The following is a 22,983-nucleotide window of genomic DNA, read 5'->3' as shown; positions in this document are numbered from 1 at the left end:
ACAATTTCTCCTTAATTCAAATCAAACTTTGGTACCCAACTGTTATAAGTATAAATGGTTTGAGGAAAAACCGGCTTATTGTGGGCTACTAAATACCCTAACGTCTGCTTTGTCTGATAGGCGACGCCCTTCTGCAGATTATCAAAGGTTATCTTTCGGGCTTCATCCACTCCGGGAAACTCCCGACCGGGTTCAATATAGTCAGCCATATATACAATTTGTTCCAAAGGCGTCATATACTGATGGCCAACCGTATGATACTTAACCGCGTTCAAAACCTCAATATCATTAATTTGAAGCTCGTTTTTGACAAATAACCAACCAACAACACCATGCCAAACCGCATTGCCATAATCCAATAAAATCGGGTCAAGCTGATAAGTCTTAATGGCTTGAATAAAGTCCGCTGCCGGTCGCTGCTTGGCATAGTCGTGAACCAATCCGGCAACACTGGCCCGTTCCGGATCAACCCCGTTTCTTTGCGCAAGTTCAATTGCCGTTTGCTCCACTCTCAGCACATGCTGATAGCGGCTTTCAGTTAACGCGTCCTTTAATTTCTTGACTAATTCTTTTCGTGAATACGGCACAATTTGTTCATGATAAGTCAGTTGACTATTTTCCATATAAACGATTCTCCTTTATATATTTCAAAACAGCATCCGGTACAAGATAACGAATCGACTGATGTTGGCGAACTTTGGATCGAATCAGGGTCGACGAGATATCAATGTAGGGAACATCCACCCAAATTATAGGATATTTTGAGGCCGGCGTGTAGCATCGCGCTTAACACCGACAAACGAAACCAATTTAATTAAATCATCAATTCGGTACCATTTTGGCAGATAATTAACCATATCGCCACCAATAATAAAATAATATTGGTTTTCAGGATGTCGCCGGGTCAGCTCCAACATTGTATCGTACGAATAACTAACCCCGCCCCGAAGAATTTCTGTCATCTCAACTTCAAATTTGGTATTATTTGAAATCGCCAAATTAACCATTGCAACCCGATCTTTGGCATCAATCGCAAATTTTGGATCAACATGTGGCGGGTTGGCGTCCGGCATAAAGTATACCTTATCCAATCCCAGCTGATCTCTGACCTGTTCAGCAATAATTAGATGACCGTTGTGAACCGGATTAAATGTGCCGCCCAAAATGCCCACCCGTTTTCGATGATTTTGCGTAATCGGCTTGGTTTTAGGCAAAACTTGGACTGTTTGACTAACGTTAACCATGTTCAAATACCTCGATACTGACTAAATTGAAAATACTTCATTTGATAAGTCACGATTATCCTTGTTTGAAGATACTTTAAATAATACAAGTGTCTTCCCCAATTTTTGAACAACTGTAATGTCACTATTTGCTTCAATAAATTGCTGAACATCATCGGGGTTGACAGCTGCATTTTGCAAAATACTTATTTTAATAAGCTCGCGGGCATCGATTGCTTTTAAAATCTCTGCCAACCACACTGTTGAGAGTCCATTCTTTCCGATCTCAAAAATCGGTTTCATTCGATTAGCGGACGCCCGTAAATAGCGCTTTTGTTTTCCAGTTAATTTCATTAAAATTCTCCTTAAATCATCGCCGGACGAACCAAAACCGAAACACCCTTTGGTGCCCAGCCGGAAACAACGACATCACCCGGCACTGTAATCCAGCCAAGGCCTTCAATTACAATATCACTTTTTTGAGTCGTTTTAAATTCATGACGCTCCAGCGGTGGAAAATCATCTTTTCGATTCTCGCTGGGTGGTGTTAATAAATCACCCAGATGTTTTTCGTAAAAATCAGCCGCATTCGCTAATTTAGTTCGATGAATGTACAAATTATTTTCGACATAAACCGTAAACCCTTGTTTTCTGTCGCCTGAATCATAATCGAACCGGGCCACACCACCAAAAAACAGCGTTTGTTCCGGATTCAGTTGATAGACTTTCGGTTTAATTGTTTTTTGTGGCGTCACTAAATTCAACTCTTTACCAACCAAATGGTGAGCCATTTGCTCCGGTTGAATAATCCCCGGTGTATCAACGATCATGTGACCATCGTTCAACGGAATATCGATTCGATCCAAGGTTGTTCCCGGAAAACGGGAGGTGGTAATCAACTCCTTAATACCGGTTGACTGGCGAATAATCGCATTAATTAAGGTTGACTTACCAACATTGGTAACCCCGACAACGTAAACGTCCTTACCAGCCCGATACTTTTCAATCTGATCCAACAGATGGTCGACATCAAAATTGGTTTTGGCTGAAATTAATTCGACATCAATTGGCCGAATGCCGGCTGAGTTGGCACGTTGCCGCAACCAATCGCGAACCTTCCGCTTCTTAATGGAAGCTGGTAAAACATCCAACTTGTTACCTACAAGTAAAACCGGATTCTGACCAACAAACCGATGAAGCCCGGGAATCAGGCTGCCATTAACATCAAAAATATCCACCACGTAAACAATTAAAGAATCCGTACTGGAAATACTGGTTAATAACTTAAGGAAGTCATCATCAGATAGACTAACCGGTGCAATTTCATTGTAGTGACGCAGCCTGAAACAGCGTTGGCAGTATACTTCACCATTCTGAAGCCCTTTTTCCAGAGCTGACTTAGGCGTATAGCCCAATGCATTTTTATCTGTTGTCTGAACCTTTGCACCACAACCAATACAGTGAACAACGTCACCCTCAACAATTACATCATTTTCTGACATGTATGCCTCCTATTCCCAATGTAAATTAGGATACTTCTTAATTAATTTATTCCAAATAACCTTTTCAAAATAACGGTTAAGCGTTGTATTCCAAGCATCGTTACTAACCAACGGCTTTACAAGAATACTTTTTACATGGCAACTGTTGGCCGCAACCACGTCTGTCAGCAGTTGATCGCCAATCATAACAGTTGATTGCTTGTCTAGGTTAAACTGCCTCAAAGCATGCCGAATACCAATCGTCAATGGCTTCATTGCCCTTGGTACAAATGGCAGTTCATAATCTTGAACCGCCGCTTTAATTCTGCGATGACTATTGTTTGAAACGACAATCACCTGAATGCCATATTTTTTAACCTCATGAAGCCAGGATCTTAATTCTGCCGATCCTTTTTTAGAATTCCAAGGGACCAACGTATTGTCCAGATCGGTTAGAACACAGTTGATATTATTTTCCAACAGAAATTGAGGGGATACGTGAAAAATACTCTCAATCATCCAAGTTGGTCTAAATTTTGCCAACATATGTTTCTCCTTAGTTTTGATGGTTTTTATTTAAAAAAACTTCCACCAAAATCATCGGTGAAAGTTAATTTTAGCATATCGAAATTACTTAAGAGCCTTTTTTGCTTCGTCAGTCAATGCTTTGAATGCATCAGCGTCGTTAACAGCCAAGTCGGCAAGCATCTTTCGATTCATGTCGATGTTGGCAAGCTTCAGTCCATGCATTAATTTGCTGTAACTGAGGTCGTTAAGCCGAGCAGCAGCATTAATTCGCGCAATCCAAAGTTTTCGGAAATTGCCTTTGTTGGCTCGACGGTCACGGAATGCATATACCTGTGACTTCATAACCTGGTCTTTAGCCGTCTTAAACAGACGTGACTTTCCACCGCGATAACCTTTTGCTAATTTTAAAACACGTTTACGACGTGCGTGTGTAACTGTTCCACCTTTTACTCGTGGCATTTTGAATTCCTCCTATGATAACTATCAGTATAATTATTCCAGTCGCGTAATGTGACAAGAAACGCTTACTTTGAAAGTAACTTCTTGTAAGTCTTCAGATTAGTGTGATCCATCATATGTGTACCACGAAGTTGGCGACGTTGTTTCTTTGTCTTACCGTGAAAACGGTGACTTGTATATGCATGGGCACTCTTGATTCCACCGTTGGCAGTCTTTTTAAAACGCTTTGCTGCGGCACGGTTTGTTTTTTGTTTAGGCATTGGTAAAAATCCTCCTCAAAATTTTAATAATTATTTTTTATCGGGTTCCTTGGGCGAAAGCATTAAGAACATACTTCTACCGTCCATTTTTGGCCGTTGGGTAACAGTCGCAACATCAGCTGTCTCCTTGGCCATTCTTTCGAGAACGTTTCGACCAATATCCTTATGTGTAATGGCACGTCCCTTAAACCGAATTGAAACTCGAACTTTCTCGCCCTTGGCCAAGAACTTCTTGGCGTTTTTCAATTTTGTGTTAAAATCGTTAACATCAATTGTCGGGCTTAATCGTACTTCTTTGACACTGATGACTTTTTGTTTCTTACGGGATTCGCGTTCCTTCTTTTGAAGTTCAAATCGATATTTCCCATAATCAAGAATCTTTGCAACAGGTGGTTTTGCCTTCGGAGCAACAAGAACTAAATCCAATTCAGCATCCTCGGCCAATCGAAGCGCTTCAGACTTTGACTTAACACCTAATTGATCACCATTCGGGCCGATCAAACGAACCTCGCGTGCGCGGATTCCTTCATTAACCATCATATCTCTAGCTATGGTGCTTCACCTCCAAATAATTTAGAAAAGCAGAAAGATGGCGGGTACACAACGCACCCGCCATCATTAAAGAACCCAACCATGGTACTAAACAACGTAGGTTCTTACTCGATATCGTGCCCAGCAAAACAACTTTACTAAGGCGAGAAGCGGGTTGCCTCTGCTTTTATGTCAACTTCAACATCATATCATCGATTAATCATCGTGTCAACGATCAGTCTCAAGTCAGTTAATCATTTCGTGAATATGATGCAATATCCTTTTGAATTTCATCAACAAAGCTGGCCAAAGATTCAGATTGCGTATCCTTTTCCCCGTAACGGCGGACCGAAACGCTCTTACCACTGACTTCTTCGTCACCGACAACCAACGTATACGGAATCTTATGCGTTTGGGCATCCCGAATCAAATAACCCATTTTCTCAGCCCGGGTATCAACAGAAGAACGAATCTTAAGCTTGCGAAGCTGATCGTTAATCTGCTTAGCGTAATCACCGTGCTTATCTTGAGAAACCGGGATAATCTTAACTTGATGAGGTGCCAGCCATGTTGGGAAGGCACCCTTATAGATTTCAGTCAGATAAGCAACAAATCGCTCCATCGTTGAAACCAATCCCCGGTGAATCATAACCGGACGATGCTGCTTACCGTCTTCGCCAACATAATGAAGGTCAAATCGTTCCGGCAGCATGAAGTCCAATTGAATCGTTGAAAGCGTTTCTTCATTCCCAAGCGCCGTCTTTGTTTGAACATCCAGCTTTGGACCATAGAAAGCAGCTTCTCCTTCAGCTTCGACATAATCCAGGCCCATTTCATCCATAGCGCCCTTTAACATGCTTTGCGCACGATTCCACATTTCATCATCATCAAAGTACTTTTCAGTATTTTCCGGATCCCGATAACTCAATCGGAAGGTATAATCATTGATGTCAAAATCATGATAAACTTCGACCATCAGTTTCAAAATCTTTTGGAATTCTTCCTGAATCTGATCAAGGGCAACAAACGTGTGACCATCGTTCAGCGTCATTTCACGAACCCGTTGAAGACCGCTTAAAGCACCGGATTTTTCATAACGGTGCATCATGCCCAGTTCGGCAATTCGCAACGGTAACTCACGATATGAACGAATATGGTGATTATAAATTTGAATGTGGCTTGGGCAGTTCATCGGCCGCAATTCAAGCTCCTCGCCGTCGCCCATATCCATTGGCGGGAACATATCCTCACGATAGTGATCCCAGTGGCCGGATTGTTTATATAAGTCAAGGTTGGCCAAGACCGGTGTGTAAACGTGCTCGTAACCGTTGGCAACTTCCTTATCAACAATATACCGCTCAATGGTACGCCGAATAGTAGCACCATTTGGCATCCAGTACGGTAACCCGGCACCAACTTTGGGATCAACGAAGAACAAATCAAGCTGGTTTCCAATTACCCGGTGATCACGGTCATGGGCTTCCTGACGTTTCTTAAGATCAGCATCAAGTTCGGACTGCTTGTTGAAGGCCGTTGCGTAAATTCGTTGAAGCATCGGATTGGACGACTTACCCTGCCAATAAGCCCCGGCAACGGACAGTAATTTAAATATTTTAACTTTACCGGTCGAAGGCAGGGCAGCACCTTCGGCAACCGATTTAAAGTCGCCGATTTCAAAGAACTTAACCTGATCATCATGGGCGGATTCTTTTACCAATTCAGTTTGATATGGATCACCAGCTACCTGCTTTAAAGCAGCTTCTTTGCTTAAGAAAATGACTTTAATCGGTAAATCCTGACTAATCAGCTTCTGCATGGATTTTGTCAAGCTGTCAAGCTGATCCACACTAATTTGTGTTTCAGGCTTATCCGTATCAACAAAGAAGCCGTCTTCATCAGCGGCACTTTCACCAAAACGAATATCCTTGAAATTGGCAGCAATCGCTGCTTTTAAAACCTGTGCGGCCGTTTCGCGAAGCACATTTAAGCCATCGTCGCTATCACCGGTAACGATTTCAATCTTACCGCCCTTATGTAACGGCTCATCATTATTGACAAATTGGCCATCCACTTTTCCGGCAACTGCCTTTTTTCCTAAACTAATTGAAATTGATTTGGCAATTTCTTCAGCAGTAACGCCGTCGTCAAACGCTTTAACGCTACCATCTGGAAATTCAAATGAAAGTTCTGACATTTGTATTAACTCCTTTTTTATTTTGAAACCACAAAAAACGTCCCCGACATACATATAAAACATGTATGCCAGGGACGTTATTAGCGCGGTTCCACCCTTTTGAATTTTTAGAAAAGCATCTACTTCTCCAAAAAAGCTCTCAAGTGGCTGCTAACGGAAACCATCCGGGATAGCATTTTCCGCAATCCGATTATCAAGAAGTGGTAATAATTACTCTCTAAACAAACAGCCTTCCAGTTTTAAGCCGTTCTCCCTGCGATTGAAAAAATAATTATCATGTCTTCCTAATTCATTGGTTTTAAGTATAGAATTCATTTTCAAGGTTGTCAATTGAAAATGGTGAATTAATTCACTCTAATCGCCGATCTCTACCAATCATCTCAACTTCACGCGACAAAAACCTGATTCGCTGCATTAACCGTTGGGCCTTTAGTGGTTCACCATCGCCCTTGCGATCATAAGTCAACCAGTTTTCTTCCAAGTCATCCATTGAAAAATTGGAACTGAAAAACATTGGCAGCCGCTGTTGCATCCGATATTCCAAAATAACACCCAGTACTTCATCTCGAACCCACGATGAAAGCGTCCCCGCTCCCATGTCATCCAGCATTAAAATTGGGGATTTTTTTACCGAATCAATTTTTCGCAGATAACTGCGATCGCCAATTGAAGCTTTCATTTCACTTTCAAAACTTGGAAAATGCACCAGGGTTGTTAATACACCACTGTCAGCCAAATCATTGGCTAACGCCCCCAGTAAATAAGTTTTGCCGACTCCAAAAGGCCCGTAAAAATAAAATCCCGGGACAAAGTGCTTGCTCTTGGTATAATCCTTGGTAAAGTGAACCGCCTGGGCAAAAGCTTTATAGCGTCGATTATCATGCTGATCAAAGTGTTCAAGAGATGCATGCCGGATATCCGCCGGCATCGCAACTGTCGTCACCCGCTTAGCAAGCATCTCCGCTTTTCGTTTGGCAAGCGTTTCCTCACCTGGCTCATAACTGATATCAATCAAGCGGTCATTTACGATTAACTTGGGTTCATACCCCTGGGCAAACGTTGCCTGACCTTGTTTCCGACTTTTTTGAATAAACAGGTATTCCCGCAGCTTGGCAATGGAACGGGTTACCGCATCGTCAGCCAATTTATTTTTATTTTCCCTAACAAATTTTTGAATTTCAGGATTCGCTTTAATTTCTTTAACTGCCAATTCATAGCTCTTGTGGGCGCCTTGGCCGTTTATTGTCCGCTCCCTTAGAAATTGCTGGATATATTTACTGACTGGTTTCATTATAGTTTACGCCCCCGTTCCTTTCTTTTTCTTAATTCTGCCAATTCCTCATTAACCCGTTTTCGCTCCTCTGGATCCGGTTCATAGGACTGCTCAGCTGCGGCCTTTTTCGCCTTGCTGGCAGCTTTCTCCTGTTCTTTTTTCTTCTTAGCCCATTCCGGCAATTTTTCAACAATTTGGCGATGACTGCGGCCGGTATATTTGCTGGCCCGTTTCTGGCGTTCCTGCTGTTTCTTTTCCTTATCCGCTTCATAGTTTTGAATTGCCAAAACCGCGTCTTCTGCTGACGCAACATGAGCTTGGGACCACTGATCGGCAATGGTGTTGAATAAATTTTGAATTAATGACGAATGGCCCAAAACAATCAGAATATAATAACTTAAAATATTGATTGCCTCAACCGGTAGAATGTTTTTGGAATCCAATTCCCGAATCATCCATTCTTCACCGGAAGTCACCATGCCACCCTTCTGATCCTTGATGCCTCTCAAAAAAGCAATTGGCGCGTGCGTCTTGCTAATCTTGATAATCTCTTGGGTTGTTGAATCAACATCAAGCTTTTTTCGCTGGTTTTGATCAGCTGATTTCCCAGCTGTCGCCTGGGCAGCAGCCCGTTTTTGAATATCAGGCTGTGTATAACTGCGACTAATAATCAATTTTAAATTTTTCTGATTCAACTTATCATTGACCAAACCAGTTGCTTTTCGAATAAAATCAGCCATTTTAATTTCATCAACGCCATACAAAACGTGTTCTGATAAGATCAACGGGTAGGCTGCTTTGACACTTTCCAAATTAACATAAGCCGGCCTAAGGATGTCCAGCAGCAAATTAAAATCAAAATCATCGTCTGGCAGCCATTCCTTGGAATCAATCCGGGCTTGGTTAGCGTTAATAGTCCGCTTAGCCGTATTGACCGGTCCCGGAATATTCTTAATCGTATTTTCAGGGATTTGGAAAACGTCCAATAACGATGCCGAAACATCCCTGACATCGCCGACATCCGGCGTCGGTATAAAGAGCCGGGCAACAATGCGATTATACGTCTCCTCGCCAACTCTGCTCAGAAGCAGGATCGACAAAACATCGGTTTTCAAAAATTCGGTTGCCGTACACGGCTCTCTCAGTGAATAGACATAACTGTCCGGTGAAGTGAGCGATACGGACGTTACCAATAAATTAACGGCCTCAAGTTTACGCCGATATCGCAACAATTTATCGACGCCGACATCTAAAATGCTTTGCAGTTCGAAATGCTTGTGCAGCACCAGGCGGTTATGGTCATTGACACTCATTGACCAAAGTAAATTGTAAAGTGAAACGGCACCACGGCCAATAATTGGTAAATACAAGTTCGTTAAAACAGCTTGATCAAGCTCCTTATTGGCGCTGGCATTTAAAATCAAATATTTTGAGTCGGGTGTTAATTTATTTTCCGAATTTAACATTACTTCTCCTCCGGATGCTGCTTGGTGGCATTCTTTTTCTTATCCTTTTCCATAACTTCTTTGAGCTCTTTATAGAATACCGACATATCTTTAAATTGGCGATAAACACTGGCAAATCTAATATAGGCAATTTCATCCAAATTCACCAGTTCTTCCATAACGTATTCACCAATTTGACGACTTGTCACCTCATTTTCACCCGAAGAACGAACTTTATTTTCAACCCGATCAACCAGATCGGTAATTGCATCCATTGAAACCGGCCGTTTTTCGGCTGACCGAACAACACCTTTTAGGATCTTTTCCCGATTGAATTCTTCCCGGTTGCCATTTTTCTTAATGACGAGCAGCGGCGTTGCCTCAACTCGTTCAAACGTCGTGAATCTAAAGCCACAGTGTTCACATTCCCGACGACGCCGAATAACCCGGCCGTCATCCGTTGGTCGGCTGTCAACAACCTTTGAACCGTTATATCCACAATGAGGACATTGCATGGCTTTCACCTCGATATTATTTCATTTCGTTTTTTAACCAATTCTCAATTTGTTCATAGGTATGAGAAAGCGTTCCTGAATTATAAATAATTGTATCAGCCAAATCACATTTTGTCTGCAGCGGCCACTGACTTTTAATTCTGGCAGACGCCTGACTGATTGATAACTGGTTTCTTACCCGCAGTCGTTTTAATTGCGTTACCGGATCACAATATACAACAACGATTGAATCTGTCAAATAAGTATACCCGTTTTCAAATAACGTCGGCGCGTCCAGAACAACCAGCTGATAGTCCTGATAATGATTCAGCTCGGCAATAATTCTCTTTCTGATAAATGGATCCATCACTTGGACAAGTCGTTTAAGCTTTGCCGGCTGATGAAAAACCAATTTTGCCAATTCCCGCCGATTAAGTGACTGATCGGCACTTAGCACCCGGCGGCCAAATTCATTAACAATTGCCTTTAAGCCATCTTCTCCAGGGGCTTGAACCTGATGGGCAACAACGTCGGCGTCAATAATTGGCACCCCCTTTTGGCCGAGGTACCGGCTGACGATCGATTTGCCGGTCGCAATACCACCGGTCAACCCGATAACCCTACTCATGGTGATCACCATGAAGAACTTGGCAGGTCGGACAAAAGTGGGTCCCCCGTTGCGCCAACTTTATTTTTTCGATCGGGGTACCGCATCTGGGACACGGTTCACCCTGGTGACCATAAACATTTAAATGGTTTTGAAAATTGCCGGCTTCACCATAAGCGGTTGAATACGAGTGAACGGTCGTGCCGTGACCGGCAATTGCCCGCTGAATTTCGTCGATGATATTCTTTCTCAACCGTTTTAATTCCTGAAGCGACAATGTATTAACCGGCTGTTTCGGGTTGATTTTACTCAGCCACAATACCTCATCGGCATAAATATTACCAAGTCCGGCAATTTTACTTTGATCCAATAAAAAAGGTTTAATAATTTTACGGCTTTTACCAAAAACCTTTGTCATATAAGCCAATGTTAAATCTTTTTCAGTTGGTTCCGGCCCAATCGTTTTCAATCCCGCAACCATCATCTCCTGACCGGTTTGAACCAAATTCATCCGGCCGAATTTTCGCGTGTCATTATATCGCAATTGTCGACCATCCGTTAAATGAAAAACAATGTGGGTGTGCTTATTAAACGGGGTTCCTTCAGGCTCAACATCATATTTACCTTCCATTCGCAAGTGCGAAACGATTGTCAAACCGCCGTTGATACGAATAAATAAATATTTCCCGCGCCGATCAATTTTTACGATTTCCTTGTTTTGCAGCGCTTTTTCAAAATCAACAGCCGGCAAATTAACCATTTTGGGGTACAACACTTCAACTGTTTTGATCCGACTGCCGGCGACCAATTCAGTCAAGCCGCGCCGAACAGTTTCAACTTCTGGTAGTTCAGGCATAATGCGCCTCCTTGAATCTAATAATAATTTTTTAGCAATCCTTTTTATGACCTGCGACATATCGCTTGCTAATCAGCGAAACCAACTCAAAGTGGCCGACGACTACTTAATGATGTGGCTCGCTACTTGGCATTGTACCAAGTTTTTCCCCAATGGCTTTCAACTTTGAGCGGTACATTCAATTTAACCGCTGAATCCATTGTCCTGGGGATAATTTTTTTAACCGTTTCCAGTTCATCGTTAGGAACCTCAAAAATCAGTTCATCATGCACCTGCAGTAACATACGGGTCTTTAAGCTGTTTTCTTTTAAAGCTGTTTCCATGTTAATCATGGCAATTTTAATGATATCGGCAGCGCTTCCCTGAATAGGGGTATTCATGGCTGTCCGTTCCGCAAATGATCTCAGGTTAAAATTGCGGGAGTGAATATCCGGTAAGTAGCGGCGGCGATGCGCAATTGTCTCAACGTACCCGTGATTTTTAGCAAATTCGACAATATCTTCCATGTATTTTTTAACGCCGGGATACTCTTCGAAATATCGTTGAATAAACTGATGGGCCTGCTTGCGACTAATTCCGGTGTTGTTTGCCAAGCCATAATCGCTGATGCCATAAACAATCCCAAAGTTAACCGCCTTGGCTTGTCGTCTTAACTCCGGCGTTACCTCATCGTTTGAAGCCAAGCCAAAAATTCTTCGTGCCGTAGTTGCATGAATATCTTCATTTTCCCGAAAGGCTTCCTGCATATTGGCATCACCCGTAATTGAAGCCAATACCCGAAGTTCAATTTGTGAATAATCGGAAGACCAAATTTGCCAATTCTCATGAGAAGGGACAAAGGCTTGCCGAATTAAACGACCCTCTTCAGAACGAATTGGGATATTCTGCAAATTTGGATCCACGGAAGAGAGTCGCCCCGTTTGGGTTAACGTCTGCAAATATCTGGTGTGAACCTTGGAATCATCTTTATGAATTACTTTCAGCAAGCCGTCAATATAAGTAGACTGTAATTTAGAAATTTGACGGTAATCCAATACATTTTGAACGATTGGCGCATCAGGTGCCAGTTTTTCCAATACATCAACTGATGTTGAATAACCGGTTTTGGTTTTCTTTAAAATCGGTAAATGCATTTTCTCAAACAGAATATGGCCCAATTGTTTGGGCGATCCGACATTAAATTCTTCACCGGCCTCCTGGAAAATCGTTTGCTGGATCTCAGCCAGTCGTTCTTTGAACTTACTGCCCATTTCTTCGAGAGTGGCTGGGTTAACCTTAATACCGGCAATCTCCATTCTTGCCAGTACAAAAGCAATCTTGATTTCAATATCCCGATACAACCTGGTTTGATTATGTTTGTCCAATTCCGCAAACATCTCATTATGCAGGGCATCAATTGCCTTTGCTTTATGCACAATATGATCAAAGAACGTCGAGGATGCCGGGTCAATCTTTTTCTTGGCCCCTTTGCCATAAACCTCTTCATCGGTTTTAATGTTCGCGAACCCGTGTAATTTGGCAACTGTACCAACATCATTACTATTGTTAGTTGTATTAAGCAAATAGGAAACCAGCAGCATATCGAAGTCCACGTTTTCCAAGTCTACCGATTCACGGTGAAGACCAACGTAAGTCCGCTTGGCATCGAAGACATTTTTTTGAATCGTTTTGTCGGCCAAAATTGCTGCCAACGGCTTTTCCCTTAGTAAAGCCGGCTCGTTAGCCGCAAACCATTTGTCGCCATGCCCAATCGAGAACCCGACAATGTTGGCCGTATGGTAATTATCGTCATCCATTTCCAGATAAAAAGAAACTTCCTGTTTAAATTTCGTCAGCTCAGAAAGGTTGTCGTGAGACAATTTGGTATACGAAACTTTTTCGAGATTATCTGCGTCCGTCGCTTCGACGCCCAACTTGGATAAGAAAGATTTAAAACCCATCCGCTCATAAAAGTCAGTTAGTGTATCGAGGTTGTCCCCTTTGTAAGCTAAATCATCAAGTGACACTTTAACTGGTGCATCCCGCTTAATGGTTGCCAGCTGCTTAGCCCGTTTTGCCTGCTGTTGGTCGTTAAGCAGATGTTCTTTCAATTTTTTCCCGGAAACTTCATCAATATTTTTATAAATATTTTCAATCGACCAAATTGTTGAATAAGTTTCATCGCGGTTTTATCGCCTACTTTTTCAACCCCAGGGTAATTATCGGAATTATCACCTTTCAATCCCTTAATATCAATGATTTGCGCCGGCTTAACACCCAACTTTTCTTCAACGTGTTCCGGCGTATATTTTTCGAGATCGGTCGTGCCTTTTTTGGAAATCTGAACCGTTGTTTTATCTGATGTCAACTGTGTTAAGTCCCGATCACCGGTCAGGATAACAACTTGATAGTTCCCCTTATCTTCAGCCTCTCGAGCCAATGTACCAATAATATCATCGGCCTCATAATTTGGCAGTTCGTAGGAAGACATTCCCCGGGCCTTAACCAACTCTCTAATAAATGGAAACTGCTCGGATAGTTCTGTTGGTGTTTTAGCCCGGTTTCCTTTGTAATCAGCAAACATTTTCGTCCGAAAAGTGGTCTTACCGGCATCAAAAGCAACCAAGACATCAGTGGGCTTTTCCTCTTCAAGCACTTTATCAAGCATCCTGTTAAACCCATAAATTGCGGATGTATGTAATCCGGCAGAATTGGTAAATCTTTCCAGCGAATTGTATAACGCATAAAAGGCCTTAAAGGCAATACTGTTACCATCAATTAATAATAATTTCTTAGTCATCGAATTCTCCTCGCAAGATAGTCTCATAAACTAATTCTAACACTCGCTACCGGCAATAATAAGACCTTGACAACCGAAAATAAAAGCATGAAAAAACCGGGGATTTCCCCGGTTGGTGTTTTACAAAATCTCAATTAACGATCATCACTTAAGCCAAAGATCTGAAGCAGCTGCAGGAACAGGTTAACAAAGTCCATATACAACTGCAAAGCTCCAAAAACAGCCAGGCCACTAACCGAAATCTGACCAGTACTGCCGGCCTGATTATACATTTCTTTCATTTTTTGGGTATCATAAGCCGTTAAGGCAGTAAACACCAAAACCGCGATGATTGAAAAGACGAACGTAATCATGGTGCTCTGCAGGAAGATATTAATAATCATCGCTACGATCAGGCCAATTAAAGCAGCCATCGCCTGGCGACCGATCTTATCCAAATTCTTGCGGGTCACTAAACCAATAATCGTCATTGTGATAAAGATTGCCGAAGCAGAAACAAATGCCGAGGCAATCTGGGCACCCGTATATCGGAAAGCAAAAGTGGAAAAAACAAAGCCACTCAAAGCTGAATACCCGATCAACGCGACAAAACCAAGGGTTGGTCGCTTTAAAGCCTGAAATGATACAACGAATGGTAAGATAAACCAGGCGATAAAGGCAATCCACATTGCACCGCCTGTGACTGCCTGACCAGTTGAGAGGGTCAGAAAAGCAGTTGCGGCTGATACCAACACGGCCAAACTCATCCAACCATACATTTTGGTTAAAAAGCTGTTTAAACCAGCGGCGTTATTCACAACACGTCGTTCATTTGAAAAATTGTCCATCAATTTCGCTCCTTCTTTCGAATCCTATTGTGGTTTCATCACAATAGTTGCGGAATTTAATCCATCTCTTATTAAACAATCTTAACAAACAAAAACCATTAATCAAGCAAAATATCTCAATCAATGGTTTTTCATAAGATTTCTTAATTATTATTCCGACTAAGATGACTCAGAAGATCTTCATAAGTTTTTTCATATTTTTGAATATCACCGGCGCCCATAAAGATAATGACATCATTGTCATAATCAAGCAGTGGTGACATATTGTCGGCTGAAAGAATCCGGCCACCCTTAATGATTTTTTTCGAAAGATCCTCACTGGATACCTTACCGGAACTCTCTCGAGGTGAACTATAAATCTTTGTCAAAAAGACCTCATCGGCCAAATTTAAACTTTTGGCAAAATCATCCATCAGGGCGATGGTTCGACTGAAAGTATGTGGTTGAAAGACAACCGCAATTTTTTTATTTGGATACTCCTGACGGGCAGCGTCAATCGTTGCTTTAATTTCAGTTGGATGATGCGCGTAATCATCAATAATTGTCATTCCGGAAATTTTTCGTTCTGAGAACCGGCGTTTAACACCATCAAAGGTTTTCAACTCGCGTTTAATTTCATCAAGATCGACATCTTCTGAATAAGCAACCGCAATCACCGCCAGGGAATTGAAAATGTTGTGTTCACCGAACAACGGCACTGAAAACTCTCCCAAATCTTCACCTTTAAATTTAACATGAAAACTTGATCCTTTAGTGGTTCGCTTAATATCAAATGCTTGAAAATCATCCGTATCGTTTAAGCCATAATAATAAATCGGCACTTTAGCTTTTAATTGGCGCAGCCGTTTATCATCACCCCACGCAAAGATTCCCTTTTGCGTTTGGTTGGCAAACGTTTGAAAAGCATCCTGAACATCGTCAATACTCTTATAATAATCGGGATGATCGAAGTCAATGTTGGTCATGATCGCATAATCCGGTTCCGTCGCTAAAAAGTGACGTCGGTATTCGTCAGCTTCATAAACGAAAAAGCGGGCGTTGGGAACACCTTTACCGGAACCGTCGCCAATCAGATAGTCTGTTGGCGCAATCCCGGACAACACATGGGAGAGCAATCCGGTTGTACTCGTTTTACCATGGGCACCGGAAACACCAATACTGGTCTTTCCTTTAATCATTTTTCCAAGAAATTCATGATAGCGGTATACCGTCAAACCCATTTCCCGGGCTTTTTTAATTTCCGGATGATCATCCGTGAAAGAATTACCGGCAATGACGGTTAAACCTTCATGGATGTTGTTTTCATCAAAAGGCAATATTTTAATTCCCGCTTGTTCCAAGCCACGTTGCGTAAACGTGTATTGTTCAATATCGGAGCCTTGAACCTTTTCACCTCGATCATGAAGGATTAAAGCCATCGCACTCATTCCTGTTCCTTTAATACCAACAAAGTGATACACCGTATCTGAATTCATATGACATCCTACCTACCCATCTAATTTAGATTTACTCTTTCTCGTCTTTTGATTTGTCAGCCGATTCATTATCCGGATGATAATAAACTGTTCGGGGTTTTGAACCACGCTGTTCGGAAATCAAATTTCGATCCTGCAAACTGTCAATTATGTTTGCAGCTCTATTATACCCGATTGAAAATACACGTTGAAGCTTTGAAGTCGAAATTGTGTCTTCTTGAGCAATAAATTTCATGACCCGAGGCATCAACTCATCCTGCGACTCGCTATTATCAACTGCTGCTTTTAGAGAGTCCGGCGTAAATAAATAACGCGGCTGGCCTTGCTGACGAACAAAATCAATAACGTTTTCCAATTCCTGATTGTTAACAAACGCTCCCTGAAGCCGAATCGGCTGACTGGCACCGTTGCCAAGATAGAGCATATCACCCCGGCCCAACAGCCGTTCAGCACCGGCGGTATCCAAAATAGTTCTTGAATCTACCTGGCTTGAAACCATAAAGGCGATTCGTGACGGAATATTATTTTTAATTGTCCCAGTAACAATATCAACGCTTGGCCGCTGTGTCGCCACAATTAAGTGAATACCGGCAGCCCGGGCCTTTTGTGTAATTCGAACTATGTAGTCCTCAACCTCATTGGAGGCCGCCATCATTAAATCGGCCAGCTCATCAATAATAACCAGGATATAAGGCATCTTCAGCCCATCTTCCTGCGCGTCAACCGCTTTTTTATTAAATTGTTCAATGTTACGAACTCCGGCCGCCGACAATTTTTCATACCGCTGATCCATTTCTTCGGTTACCCAGCGTAACGCTGCCGCAGCCGATTTGGGATCGGAAATAACCGGTGACAGTAAGTGGGGAATCCCATCATATGGTGCCAGTTCAACTGCTTTGGGATCAATTAACAGCAGCCTTAAATCAGCCGGCGTTGCTTTGTACAGTAGTGAAACCAGTAAACTGTTGATAAAGACGCTTTTCCCAGAACCGGTGGCACCGGCAATCAGCCCATGGGGCATTTTTCGAACGTCAGCAATTCGGGGAGTTCCGGAAAGGTCAACCCCCATTGCGGTCGTTAACGGCGAGCGATTGTTTTTAAAATGGCTGGTGGCAATTATTTCAGACAACACAACTGGTCGCGGATTGGGATTTGGAATCTCAATTCCGACTGTCGATTTTCCGGGAATCGGCGCTTCAATTCGGATATCCTTTGCCGCAAGCGCCAACTTTAAGTCATCAGTTAAATTGGTAATTCGACTGACTTTAACCCCCAAGGCTAATTTAATTTGAAATTGGGTAACCGTCGGCCCATCTGTCCAGTCAGCCACCTCGGCATCAACTCTAAAGGCCTGAAACGTCTTATCCAACGTTTCAATCTGAGACTCAATCCAATCATCCATTGCATTTTCGTCTGTTTCCTGAGGCTTTTTCAACAAATCCAGCGAAGGAAACTGATAACCAGTCCCGGTTTTACCCGGTGTCAACTGCTGTACCTCTGTCGTCGAGTCATGGTTGTTTAATTGCCGATCAGGTTCTTTTGAATGGAGCTGGTGAACAGTTTTATTGGTTTCCTTGGCATTTCCAATTATCTTCACATCAGACCGGCGATCCTTTGATTCTTGGAACAGTGACAAATCCGGCTTTGAAGCTTGCTCTTTATTAACAATCGCCGATAACGACTGACCAAGGCCATGCCGCGCCGGTCGTGGTAAATGAACCGGTTTTGCCGGTTTACGATCTATCTGCTCATTATTCGACACGATTGAATTTTCGGCTGCTGAATCCGGCCGAATAGCAGTTGATTCTGAATGATTTACTTGGTTCGAATTGGTAGCCGAAGATGCTAACTGCTGTTTCGATCGATCAACCGCCAAATTTTTCGTTTGTGAATCCTTATTTGAATCAGGGGTTGCTTTAACTTGATCATTTGCGATTGGTTGGTTACTTTTGGTGACTGGCGACCGCTTTTTATCAGCTTCGTCTGCAGCAGCATCAGCCAAAATAATCAGGTCATCTTGGGGAATCCGCAACATTGCCATCAATTTTGAATAGCGATTCGATCGTCGGTTTTTTTGACTCACAAAATAATTAGTTTCTATCTGTTTCTTTTGCTTTCTTCTCTTTGAATTAACATCATGATGATTAGGGACAAAATTACGAATTTCCTTTAAAAAAGCAGGTGTTTGATCGTCCGCTATTCTACTATCCGAAAATTGTGTCTGCTGGGTTCTCAAATCACGAGAAGCCTGGTGAAAGTGGCTGGTTGTCGTTTCATATTCTTTTTTTCCCTTTTTAGGCGTTCGCGACTTGATTAAATCTCGACGACGAAAAAAGGCGGGTCCGTCATACTTCATACATTCTCACCTTTTATTTTTTATATTAGCTGAATAGATGCTGCGCTTTTTTAAAATCAAACGGTTCCCCGACCGCTTGATAATCATCCGGCAAAATAAGTGCCCCTGGTACCTGAGGGGCGTTTGGAATTTTCAATTCTCTTCCTGAGCAGATCATCCCATCGCTTTGCACTCCCCGAAGCTCACCAGGCCAAATAATTAATCCGTTTGGCATCATCGCGCCAACCTTGGCAACAACTACTTTGATGCCGGCACGCATATTGGGAGAACCACTGACAATTTGAAGTTCCTGATTATGATCAATCTCTGTTTGGGTAATCTTTAAATGATCGGAACGGGGGTGATCCGTCATTGCTTTAACATAGCCCACAACAAATCTGGCTTCTTTATCCAATTCCAACTCATTGGGAAAATCATGGGCTGTTAAATATTGATTTAATTTTTCAACCTGGTTTGCTGTTAACCTAACCTGACCGTTCTGATCAGCAATTTCAGGAAGGATCCGACTGGCTTGTAAAAAGTTGTAACCTAAAGCTTGATGACTCTTGGGATCATAAATTCGGACAACGTCATCGTGAATTTCCGTTTCCTGATTCTCCGCGTCTTGGTTTAAAATCACCACCAGCGTGTCTCCCGTATTTTTAGGGTTATAACTTGCAATTAACATAATTCTATCCTTCCCAATCCGTACTTTTTATTTATTTAAAGAATCAATGAACTTTTCAACTTCCTGCTTGGTTTTACGATCCGGGTTTGAAAAACGACCAATTTCATGACCATTATCATAGGCAACAAAGCTTGGGATCCCCATAATATTCATTTCACCCGCCAAATCGATGTTTTCATCCCGATCAACTTTCAAAAAAGTGTAATCCTGATACTTTTCTTCAATTTCAGGCATCGCCGGTTTAATGAAACGGCAGTCTGGGCACCAGTCAGCAGTAAAAAACAGCATGTATTTACCTGCCGAAATTTGTTTTTCCAGTGTTGCCAAATCAGTTTTTGCTAGATCTTTCATTAATTAATTCATCCTTCCGTACTTCCATTTAGTAAGTAACTAAATTATATCGCATAATGTCAAATTGTCATATGCATTTGCTCGATACCGGCCCACTATAAGCGGTATACTAAATTTAAACCATAAAAAAGGTGAGACAGTGATGACATTCAATACTATTTATCGAAATTTGGCGTTTGCAGGCTTGATAACAGGCGCCTGCACAATTTTTAGTCTGAATAAAGATTACCAGAAATCACGCGCCAGCGAAAGGCTTTTAAATCAAATTATTCAAGAACATCGACTTGTTGATCAACCCGGCAAGTATCTCGGTCATTGGGGTATTTTACCAGTTACGTCCTCTTCGTTATGGCACTTTGGCTATAATTATCAATTAGCCAATGGCCGAGTCGAGGTTCATGAGTTTTGGTTTGATTATTCAACGAATCAAATTGTCAACCAGACGGTTTATGAATTGAAATGAGCAATTAATTTATAAATCGGCCCATTTGGACTGAACTTTTCTTCATATTCGGTTTCGATATTGGTTTCATTTTCAGGGGACTGGTGCAGGTCCAATGATACATAATCAAACGTCATTGGGAAATGATTCATCGTTACCAAGGTATATTCAAACAGTCCCCGGTTATCGGTTTTAAATTCGATATCTCCTTGGGGAGCCAAAACCTTTTGATAGTTTTTTAAAAAATTCGGTGATGTCAATCGTCTTTTGGCATGCCGTTTTTTAGGCCAGGGATCCGAAAAATTCAAAAAGATCTTTTGAATTTCATCCGCCAAAAAGATTTCATCCAAGTCGGCGCCATCTGTCAGTACAAACTGAAGATTGGGCAGCGGGGCTTCCATAAATTTTCGAAGCGCCGTTGCAATTACCGATTTTTGTAATTCAACACCAATGTAGTTAATTTCGGGATGCTCTTGGGCATTTCGAATGATAAACTGACCTTTACCAGTACCGACTTCAACGTTTAACGGCTGTTTTTTTTCAAAGCGATCCTGCCATTTGCCCAACCAGTTTTTAGGATCAGTCACAATATAATCCGAATGGGCTTTAATGTACCCATCAGCCCATGGTTTGTTTCTCACACGCACGGGATTCACCTCTTCATATTAATTTTTTAATTATCTGACAAATTCACTTTTCTTAATTCTTTTCGGGACATACATAAAAATAAATCCCCAAAGTTCCACCAGTTCACAAAGAACGACCCCAATAATTGTCGTTGGCGTTGTTAAATTTACAATCGTAACAGTTATCGCAAAAATTACCGCTACTGTGCCCATCATCAACAGCAATACCCGTTGAAAATTTTTCATCTGAAAATCAGTTGTGACTGGATAGATATGCACAAAGGCATTGTCATCATAATGAAAATAAAACGGAATCATTTGAAATCCGATTAAATAAATAAACAATAAGCTCAGGACAATCGGCAAAAACGTTCCCTTAACAAATACCAGCAGCAGAGTGCCAATTACCGTCAATCTGGCATATAGCCCACTCATTTCATTGTCCCGGACGATTCCATGCGCATAAAGGTAAAGATACGTATTGGCCGGCAGCAGCTTAATCCCGTGAAATAACCAATCCAGGTAGCGGCGACGTCTGACCGCCCCACTAAGTGACGGCACATCCGTAAACAAATTAAAAAATTGGTAGATCGAATGCATTCGACTGTTTTCATCAGCAATCAATATCTGCCAATCAACTGACCGCTTCTGCCAAGTATGCTGAACAGCCAAGCCGCCAAGCATGACAATTGCAGCCAAACCGGCACCCAAAAAATAATTGCCGTACAGGCAAACTGCCAAAATAATTACCGGAACAACCAGTCTGAACAGCCACCGATTGCCAAGCCACTTTTGTGAAAGGTGATATTTTCTGGCAAAATCAGCGTTTAACCAAGCAATTTTCAAAAAAATAACTGTTGCCAGCAGTGCAAACAGCTGCGCTGTCGTAGCAGCTACTGTTCTTTGAACGAAAGGCATCAGGACGATCCAGAATAGAACCTGAATCAGACTTGCCAGAATCGTACTGTACCAAAAAGCCCGCCTGAGATAATTGATTAATGCTGCTTCTTTTGGCAGCAAGAAAACATAGTCGGGTGCTTCAATCAAAGTTGCCAGCCTACCGGTTTGGACGCTAATCAGCAAAACACCGATAATTAAAAGCGGTGCCCACCACAAACCAGTGGTCAACCCCTTTAACGCGTTTGAATAGTAATAACCCAAGCCACCAATCATAAACACCAGTGCCAAAACAAAATAATCATTAAATACCAGTCTCAGATACTTCATAAGCTCGGTTAAATGAGCGCCCAATCGCTTTTTAAACAGGTTTTTCATGATGCATCGCCTTCCCTTGCCAAAGTCAGGTAGATGTCGTTTAACGACTCGCCAGCCTCCGGGAAGAGAGCCTGCAGCTGTGCCAGCGTGCCTTCCGTTCTTACTTTACCATCATGAAGCAAAACAAATCGATCGCAGTACCGCTGTGCCGTGTCTAACACGTGCGTGGACATCAAAATACTGGCACCCTGCTTTTTTCGCTCGGAGATCAAATTAAGCAAATCATTAACCGCCAAAGGGTCCAACCCCAAAAACGGTTCGTCGATAATGAACAGTTTGGCATTGGTCAAAAACGCACAGACAATCATGACTTTCTGGCGCATACCTTTTGAAAAATTATCCGGAAACCAATTCAGCTTATTATCTAATCGAAAAATTTTCAGCAGCTTATCAGCGCGCTTCCAAGCCGCCTGCTGATCCAGATTATAGGCCAGCATCGTCATTTCCAAGTGTTCTTTTAACGTTAGTTCTTTATAAACAATCGGCTGTTCAGGAATATAGGCAATTTGCTCCTTATACTTCTTGACGTCATCGTTAATGGCAACCCCATTGATTTTGACGTTTCCTTTAAACGGGGTTAATAAACCGATAATATGATTGATTGTGGTGGATTTGCCGGCGCCGTTAAGCCCGATCAGCCCAACCAATTCACCATCTTTAACATCGAAAGTGACATCCTTTAAAACGGGAACTTGGGAATATCCACCAACAAGATTGGAAACTTGTAAGGTCATTTTTTCACTCCACAATTCTTATATTTTAATTCATTTCATCAGTAAAATTAGATACAGATCAAATTATAACATAGAAAATCGCTCTTTGAATCGGTTCCAA

At 42.1% G+C, this 22,983-nt stretch carries 22 protein-coding genes and 2 pseudogenes; 1 reads left to right on the top strand and 23 read right to left on the bottom strand.

Annotation, left to right across the window (positions count from 1 at the left end):
- Nucleotides 1–11: 11 nt before the first annotated feature.
- From yqeK to JCM14108_RS03740, 20 genes and pseudogenes are all read right to left on the bottom strand, one after another.
- Nucleotides 12–623, bottom strand: a complete 612-nt coding sequence (yqeK, locus tag JCM14108_RS03835; RefSeq protein WP_035178537.1) for a bis(5'-nucleosyl)-tetraphosphatase (symmetrical) YqeK — start codon at nucleotides 621–623, stop codon at nucleotides 12–14.
- Nucleotides 613–1,244: pseudogene (locus JCM14108_RS03830) on the bottom strand (nicotinate-nucleotide adenylyltransferase). Before JCM14108_RS03830 ends, yqeK begins: the two are co-directional and overlap by 11 nt.
- Before the next feature lie 21 nt (nucleotides 1,245–1,265).
- A complete protein-coding gene (locus tag JCM14108_RS03825; RefSeq protein WP_035178536.1) occupies nucleotides 1,266–1,577 on the bottom strand; it encodes a YhbY family RNA-binding protein in 312 nt (103 codons plus the stop codon).
- An 11-nt stretch (nucleotides 1,578–1,588) separates the two neighbouring features.
- Nucleotides 1,589–2,725, bottom strand: coding sequence for a ribosome biogenesis GTPase YqeH (gene yqeH, locus JCM14108_RS03820; RefSeq protein ID WP_035178535.1), 1,137 nt, complete (start codon nucleotides 2,723–2,725; stop codon nucleotides 1,589–1,591).
- 9 nt (nucleotides 2,726–2,734) lie between these two features.
- Nucleotides 2,735–3,250 (bottom strand): YqeG family HAD IIIA-type phosphatase, encoded by a 516-nt coding sequence (locus JCM14108_RS03815; protein ID WP_035178534.1) that lies wholly within the window; start codon nucleotides 3,248–3,250, stop codon nucleotides 2,735–2,737.
- Between the two features lie 84 nt (nucleotides 3,251–3,334).
- A complete protein-coding gene (gene rplT / locus JCM14108_RS03810; RefSeq protein ID WP_035178533.1) occupies nucleotides 3,335–3,691 on the bottom strand; it encodes a 50S ribosomal protein L20 in 357 nt (118 codons plus the stop codon).
- A 65-nt stretch (nucleotides 3,692–3,756) separates the two neighbouring features.
- Complete coding sequence (rpmI, locus tag JCM14108_RS03805) at nucleotides 3,757–3,951, bottom strand: 50S ribosomal protein L35 (RefSeq protein ID WP_035178532.1); 195 nt, start codon at nucleotides 3,949–3,951, stop codon at nucleotides 3,757–3,759.
- 30 nt (nucleotides 3,952–3,981) lie between these two features.
- Nucleotides 3,982–4,491: a translation initiation factor IF-3 gene (gene infC / locus JCM14108_RS03800; RefSeq protein WP_035178531.1), complete on the bottom strand. Its 510-nt coding sequence runs from the start codon at nucleotides 4,489–4,491 to the stop codon at nucleotides 3,982–3,984.
- Nucleotides 4,492–4,732: 241 nt separating this feature from the next.
- Nucleotides 4,733–6,676 carry a threonine--tRNA ligase gene (gene thrS / locus JCM14108_RS03795; protein ID WP_035178529.1) on the bottom strand — a complete coding sequence of 648 codons (1,944 nt, stop codon included), beginning with the start codon at nucleotides 6,674–6,676 and terminating at the stop codon, nucleotides 4,733–4,735.
- A gap of 349 nt (nucleotides 6,677–7,025) precedes the next feature.
- Nucleotides 7,026–7,967: a primosomal protein DnaI gene (gene dnaI / locus JCM14108_RS03790; RefSeq protein ID WP_035178527.1), complete on the bottom strand. Its 942-nt coding sequence runs from the start codon at nucleotides 7,965–7,967 to the stop codon at nucleotides 7,026–7,028.
- Nucleotides 7,967–9,415 carry a DnaD domain protein gene (locus JCM14108_RS03785; protein ID WP_035178526.1) on the bottom strand — a complete coding sequence of 483 codons (1,449 nt, stop codon included), beginning with the start codon at nucleotides 9,413–9,415 and terminating at the stop codon, nucleotides 7,967–7,969. Before JCM14108_RS03785 ends, dnaI begins: the two co-directional genes overlap by 1 nt.
- Nucleotides 9,415–9,909, bottom strand: coding sequence for a transcriptional regulator NrdR (gene nrdR, locus JCM14108_RS03780; RefSeq protein ID WP_035178524.1), 495 nt, complete (start codon nucleotides 9,907–9,909; stop codon nucleotides 9,415–9,417). Before nrdR ends, JCM14108_RS03785 begins: the two co-directional genes overlap by 1 nt.
- Nucleotides 9,910–9,925: 16 nt before the next feature.
- Nucleotides 9,926–10,516, bottom strand: coding sequence for a dephospho-CoA kinase (gene coaE / locus JCM14108_RS03775; protein ID WP_035178522.1), 591 nt, complete (start codon nucleotides 10,514–10,516; stop codon nucleotides 9,926–9,928).
- Nucleotides 10,509–11,351, bottom strand: coding sequence for a DNA-formamidopyrimidine glycosylase (gene mutM / locus JCM14108_RS03770; protein ID WP_035178520.1), 843 nt, complete (start codon nucleotides 11,349–11,351; stop codon nucleotides 10,509–10,511). The genes coaE and mutM overlap by 8 nt, the downstream gene beginning before the upstream one ends.
- A gap of 122 nt (nucleotides 11,352–11,473) precedes the next feature.
- A pseudogene (gene polA / locus JCM14108_RS03765) lies at nucleotides 11,474–14,130 on the bottom strand (DNA polymerase I).
- Between the two features lie 134 nt (nucleotides 14,131–14,264).
- Nucleotides 14,265–14,957, bottom strand: a complete 693-nt coding sequence (locus JCM14108_RS03760) for a Bax inhibitor-1/YccA family protein (RefSeq protein ID WP_035178518.1) — start codon at nucleotides 14,955–14,957, stop codon at nucleotides 14,265–14,267.
- 143 nt (nucleotides 14,958–15,100) lie between these two features.
- Complete coding sequence (gene murC / locus JCM14108_RS03755) at nucleotides 15,101–16,432, bottom strand: UDP-N-acetylmuramate--L-alanine ligase (RefSeq protein WP_035178516.1); 1,332 nt, start codon at nucleotides 16,430–16,432, stop codon at nucleotides 15,101–15,103.
- A gap of 31 nt (nucleotides 16,433–16,463) precedes the next feature.
- The gene (locus JCM14108_RS03750; protein ID WP_035178514.1) at nucleotides 16,464–18,788 is read right to left on the bottom strand and encodes a DNA translocase FtsK; all 2,325 of its coding nucleotides are present in this window, start codon (nucleotides 18,786–18,788) and stop codon (nucleotides 16,464–16,466) included.
- A 25-nt stretch (nucleotides 18,789–18,813) separates the two neighbouring features.
- Nucleotides 18,814–19,455, bottom strand: coding sequence for a YtpR family tRNA-binding protein (gene ytpR, locus JCM14108_RS03745; RefSeq protein WP_035178512.1), 642 nt, complete (start codon nucleotides 19,453–19,455; stop codon nucleotides 18,814–18,816).
- Nucleotides 19,456–19,482: 27 nt separating this feature from the next.
- Nucleotides 19,483–19,806, bottom strand: a complete 324-nt coding sequence (locus JCM14108_RS03740) for a thioredoxin family protein (RefSeq protein WP_035178510.1) — start codon at nucleotides 19,804–19,806, stop codon at nucleotides 19,483–19,485.
- Nucleotides 19,807–19,948: 142 nt separating this feature from the next.
- Here JCM14108_RS03740 and JCM14108_RS03735 point away from each other — a divergent pair, with 142 nt between their 5' ends.
- Nucleotides 19,949–20,269: a hypothetical protein gene (locus JCM14108_RS03735; protein WP_035178508.1), complete on the top strand. Its 321-nt coding sequence runs from the start codon at nucleotides 19,949–19,951 to the stop codon at nucleotides 20,267–20,269.
- Here JCM14108_RS03735 and trmB read toward each other — a convergent pair.
- The 3 genes from trmB to JCM14108_RS03720 are packed head-to-tail and all read right to left on the bottom strand — an operon-like array spanning nucleotide 20,254 to nucleotide 22,883.
- Entirely contained in the window at nucleotides 20,254–20,895 is a 642-nt protein-coding gene (gene trmB, locus JCM14108_RS03730; RefSeq protein WP_035178507.1) for a tRNA (guanosine(46)-N7)-methyltransferase TrmB, read from the bottom strand. The genes JCM14108_RS03735 and trmB overlap by 16 nt on opposite strands.
- A 30-nt stretch (nucleotides 20,896–20,925) precedes the next feature.
- Nucleotides 20,926–22,149, bottom strand: a complete 1,224-nt coding sequence (locus tag JCM14108_RS03725) for an ABC transporter permease (protein ID WP_035178505.1) — start codon at nucleotides 22,147–22,149, stop codon at nucleotides 20,926–20,928.
- On the bottom strand, nucleotides 22,146–22,883 hold the full coding sequence (locus JCM14108_RS03720; protein ID WP_035178502.1) for an ABC transporter ATP-binding protein: 738 nt from the start codon (nucleotides 22,881–22,883) through the stop codon (nucleotides 22,146–22,148). Before JCM14108_RS03720 ends, JCM14108_RS03725 begins: the two co-directional genes overlap by 4 nt.
- Between the last annotated feature and the right edge of the window lie 100 nt (nucleotides 22,884–22,983).

The organism is Lentilactobacillus farraginis DSM 18382 = JCM 14108 (assembly GCF_000583655.1).
Lineage (GTDB): Bacteria > Bacillota > Bacilli > Lactobacillales > Lactobacillaceae > Lentilactobacillus > Lentilactobacillus farraginis.
The sequence above is the reverse complement of the archived record's forward strand: the minus strand, read 5'-3'. Positions and strand labels throughout refer to the sequence as shown.